Raw genomic sequence first — 5,386 nt, 5'->3', positions numbered from 1 at the left:
GTAATAGGCACCAGTACCAAGCTTTATTCCTCCATGAATGATGCAAGTTTGGATCTGCAACAACTGGTTTTACTGGTTACTAAAAACAGAGCTGATGAAGGTATGTTCTTAATAGAACACATGCTTTTGTTGCCTCCTCAGGTCAAAATAATAAACGACCCTTCAACCGAAGCACCAGAATTAATCCCTGACGATGAAGCCGGCTTTATGCCAATTTGTGTTGATGATGGCTGTAAAGACTGTGAAGATAAAGACCCTTATTCATTTCGGATCAGCATTATCTTACCTGCATATACGCCGCGTTTTCTCAACATCGCTTTTAGGCAATATGCCGAAAGAACAATCAGAATGGAAGCCCCGGCACACACTTTTGTAAAGATTTGCTGGGTAAGCAATGAGCAATTAATCACATTCGAAAATGCGTACAAAGAATGGCTGGATGTAAAATCAGGGAAAACAGAAGACACAACAAATACAAAATTAAACGAGTTTGTAACCATTTTAACCGCATTAAGGTCTATTTATCCGGTGGCCAGACTCGAAGATTGTAGTAGTAGTGAAGAGCGGACGCTCTTTATGCTAAATCAAAACGCATTGGGAACTCTTAAAACATAAAATATTATGGGTAATGTGCTCGACCAAATTAGTAAAGACAATACCCGCTTTACTATTTTCGAAAATGATCAGGTATTAACGGCAGATCAGTTGAATGATTTATTCAACTATCTGGACGTACAGAACAAATTAACACGAACCAAAGCAATTGGTGTCGGGATTATTTATGGACTGGAAATAGGGGTAATAGATAACAAACATCTTGTAGTTTCAAAAGGCGCCGCAATTACTACCGATGGCGATCTATTGTATTTCGATTACGATCAGGAGTTTGATCAGTATGATGTTTTTGAAGATCTAAACGCCAAATATCCTTATTTTCTTAATGATAGTGATCAGCCCTTACCGATGTTCGAATTAAGAGATAGCCGGTTGGTAGGAGCTATACCAGGAAAAGATTTAGCAACGCTGGAGGCAACAACCGGTACTGCACTAAAAGATTATGCAGGTATTTTATACCTGGAAGATTACAACAATGATCCCGATTTATGTACCGGAACAGATTGTGACAATAAAGGCGTTATCGCCGTAAAAGAGCTAAAGATTTTGCTTATCCATAAAAATAATATTGGCGCTTTGCTTCAAAGCATGCCTTCAATGAATAAAGATTATTTTTCACTTGACGACCTCAACATCCCCAGGGTTATGGTTAATACCGACCTGGACACGTATAAAGAGCTTAACGCATCATTTAATAATGCTTTAGTTGTAAAGGACGATATTATAGCCAAGCTTACTAAAGCTTACCAGGTTTGCAAGCTGGTGGTTGAAGATGATTTTGAAGGTGGCGATCCAACAGAGAAGTGGAAAAGCTTACTGGAGGAACAATTTAAGCTTAGTGAGTCCTTTTACGGTCAATATGTATATGATTATGCCCGCGACATTAGTTATGCATATAACGAGCTTAGAGAAAGCTTATTTTCAGATGATATGCTGGCCTCACCAGATGTTGATTTATTTCCTAAACATGTGTTGATTGGTTTGGTTAGGGATGCAACCTTAAAAAATCCAATACCAGTAATTTTTCCAGATTTAAGAATTCCGCCTATAGGAGAACGACCAGTACTCGAAGCCAGACCAATATCTAGTTTGCTTCGCGCAAATATTTTAAAACCAAGTAATATCCGGTTCAATTTTGGCATATTGATCAAGCGGTTCAATAAAATACATATAGATTTGGAATATCGCCATCATTTTTACGAATCGCCGATATTGAACAGCTCTAATGATTCAGATGAAGTAACACGATTCAATTTCATGCGTATTCATAGTATGATAAACAGTTTTAAAGTTCCAAAAGCTGAGGATTTCCGTTCTGTAGATACTGGCCTTAAAATAATACCAAGTCTTTTTGAAGATGCACCACTTGGCGAACGAAGTATACCTTTCTATTATAGTTATAATGCAAGCTTTCCTATAAATCTATACTGGAATTTTAATGCGAACAACCGCAAAAAAGAGAGCCAGATTCTATCTTATAATTCAAATCAATACTCCAATGTTGGCGCTACAATTACCCCCTTAAAATATAACATCCTTAAATACACTTTTTTCAGGGTAGAAGGGCACATAGGGTTTAAACTTGCTGATGTTGAAGCCTCGCTTAACAAAATTATTCTGGAAAATAATTTGCCGATAAATATTATATCTGTTCAGGTTGAGAAGAAATTAGAAACAATTCCTCCAAGGCCATGGTTTTTTCCCCATTTATATATGTATGAAAAATCGATAAAGAGCACATTTTTTGATAGAATGGATGATGCTGACTCAGTTAACGATGATCTTGTAAAAGTAACAGATGCAGCTACCACATTAATTCCTGCAACTGAATTTAAAACTGCCAGGCAAAATGTGTATGATAATGCTGTAGACATTGGTGACGCAAGGTTTGATTATGTAAAGTACCGTTCTGCAGTATCAAACATCATTACTGCAGCCAGCAATGTTAAAGCACAAACCAAACAGTTTACGTTTTCAAATACGGCCATTCCACACGATTTCATACTAAATTCCGACATCCTCAGAAAAACGGATGTTATTTCAAGTATCTATCAAAACACAATAATCAAAAAGAAAACCGGGTTAATGCTCGGCAACTTTATGAAAGAAAATCCTGGCTTGGAACATGCCGGTGGTGTATTACGGGGGGGAACATTTGTAATTGTTTACACTGCAGATGATAAGACAGTAGTGGCTGATTTTATGCTTCCTTACGCCAGTATTGATAAGGATGTGATAAACAACCCACCAATATATACTCCACTTCCTTTACCATTGCCTCCGGGAACGCCAATAATTCCGAAATTCCCAATAGATCATGTTTTCGAAATTATACCTAATTACACTAAAGACCTTAATCTGAAGCTTGTTCCTTATATCAAGGATATAGATTTAGATGATAGGATCAATGTAAGGGTTAATAAAGGAGTAGAGGAAAGCATTAAGGGGTTGAATATTAAACTCGACGGATTTGATAAACGTTTAAACGAGAATTCGTCTTTATTTACCACAGTACTTACACCAACAAAATTTACAGTTCCTGGTAAAGATTTAGGAATAACAGCAGACTTAGATGCTTTAAGAGCTGCTCAAGATAAGATGGAACGCCTTGCCGCCGGAACTCCGGAAAGAATTGCTGCTGAAAAAGATTACATTAAAAATGCCAATGTAATTACCGAAAAACTGGGAAATACGGCAATAACCGGCGATGTAACAAACGCCAGAGATGTAAATGCTGCCTTAGCAGAAGTACAGGGAGGCATCAGCTTAATTAAAGATGAAGCCATAAGAAAAGAAGGAGCCGTTACTGTAGGTAAAGCAAATGTTATTACCAGAGGTTTTAAACTTAATCGCTAATTGTGAATGGTGATGTAATTATCCGCAGGCAAAAAATCAGGCTCCAGGCCAGTGATGAAAAACTTGCGTTTGATTGCAAACAATATTTAAATGAAATAATAACCAGCAAACTACCTGAAATTTATGAACGGATTTTTCACCAAAACATACATCAGGATAGTTATGTAAGCATTAACTCAATTCAGGTTGATCTAGGTAATCTACAGGTAAGCGACTTCAAAACCAGATTTGTACAAATTGTAGAAGAGAAGATTGTTAGCGAGCTTAAAAAACAGTTCGAAGAAAACCCATACAATAGAGATTTCTCTGTAGATGATAATTTTAATCCTGCACCCAATACATCATCATCCTCGATAGAATATAATAGCGAGAAGAACCAGAAAAAAATTGCCTTATTGTATTTTCTTGAAAATGGAACCTATCCCTGGTGGTACGAAAAACAGCTTAGAAAATCACCGTCCGAAGTTCTTAAAGCTTTTGATGAGCAAGAACAAAAAGAATTCTTTCTTAAGTTATTAACTAAAATCAAAGCACTATCCATCCTCGAAGCAGAACGAACATTCAGCAGGTTTACAGATTATATGACAAGTACTGATCTTGAGATCTACATCAACCATCTTATAAATCTGTATCCGGATAATTCTATTAAAATAAACATCAACACACTTCTATGGGAGAAAAATCAAATAGCGAAGCTTTTTAATATTCCGAAAAAGATATTCTTAAAGCAACTGTTAGCTTTTACTATACTAAACGTTGATGAAACAGATCTCATCAAAAACTTCCTGATCTATTTAAAAAAATCCTTTCCTGCCTCAACTGAAGAACTTAAAAATAGACTAAAAGATGCTACGCTTAGCCAAGCCAGCTCCAACTTAAGAAAACATGTTTACGATGATTTGATTGAGGCTAATACAATAAACTTAGCAGACGATCCTAAAAAAGAACAGATAAAAGAATCTGTCAACAACCATCAACTTAAAGAGCGTGTATATATAGAAAATGCAGGATTAATCCTGCTACATCCATTTCTGCCAGCTTACTTTAAAGATTTAGAGATCATTAATAATGAAAATCGATTTATATCTCCCGATTCTCATGTGCGTGCAGCGGTTCTGCTCTATTATTTGCAATGCGGAAACGAAAAATATAATGAATGGGAAATGCCATTGAACAAAATTCTGTGTGGCATGCAGCATATCGACTTAATTCCAAATGGCATTAAACTCAAAAAAAAAGAAAAGGAAGAATCAAAACTACTGCTTCAAACAGTTGTAAGCTACTGGGATGCCTTAAAAGGATCAAGTATTGAAGCACTTCAGAATACATTTTTCCAGCGTCAGGGCAAAATAACGCCCAAAGATAATTCCTGGCTAATCCAGATTGAACGTACCGGAGTTGATATTCTTCTTGATCGTTTGCCCTGGAGCATTGGTACCATTAAACTTCCCTGGTTAAAAGAAATTATACATACAGAATGGTAACGGATGAACAAGTTTTAAAAAAAGATGCATTTCATTTAAATGCATTAGATCTGCTTGATGAAATTAACTGGTTTGAAAAAGTACTTCAAACAAGATTAAAGTTACATTTTGGAGAAGAATGTGAGTATGAATCTATTTATGACGTAGAACCACCTCAATCTGATCATAAAAATTCTGTATTCTCTGAATTTATCCAATTCTATCAACTGTCTTTTTCTGAACGGTTAATTTTAGTTTTAGCTTTGCTTCCACATATTGCTCCCCAATTACTTGATGTTTTTTTCATCAAAACAACATTAAAAGATCGCGGTGTAACAGAGTATGGAGGCTTAAGGGGGGCATTTCACAGCGGTTTTCTGCCAACAGGCGAAACCGCTTCTTTTTTACTCGCAGGTAGTGATTTAAGTAAACGCTTTTGGGTACAACAGTTC

Annotated in this window: 3 protein-coding genes and 1 pseudogene; all 4 read left to right on the top strand. The window is 36.3% G+C overall.

Going from position 1 to position 5,386, the window contains the following annotated elements:
* A partial coding sequence (locus AC1DDX_RS22770; RefSeq protein WP_477622644.1) for a hypothetical protein occupies positions 1-615 on the top strand: 615 nt, incomplete at its 5' end.
* 6 nt (positions 616-621) lie between these two features.
* Positions 622-3,471, top strand: a complete 2,850-nt coding sequence (locus AC1DDX_RS22765) for a hypothetical protein (RefSeq protein ID WP_288879316.1) — start codon at positions 622-624, stop codon at positions 3,469-3,471.
* 2 nt (positions 3,472-3,473) lie between these two features.
* Complete coding sequence (locus AC1DDX_RS22760; protein ID WP_337716212.1) at positions 3,474-4,955, top strand: contractile injection system tape measure protein; 1,482 nt, start codon at positions 3,474-3,476, stop codon at positions 4,953-4,955.
* Positions 4,949-5,386 (top strand): annotated as a pseudogene (locus AC1DDX_RS22755) (ATP-binding protein); the annotation flags it as partial. The gene AC1DDX_RS22760 and the pseudogene AC1DDX_RS22755, both read left to right, overlap by 7 nt.

This window comes from Pedobacter sp. 10L46_2 (assembly GCF_056395165.1).
The sequence above is the reverse complement of the archived record's forward strand: the minus strand, read 5'-3'. Positions and strand labels throughout refer to the sequence as shown.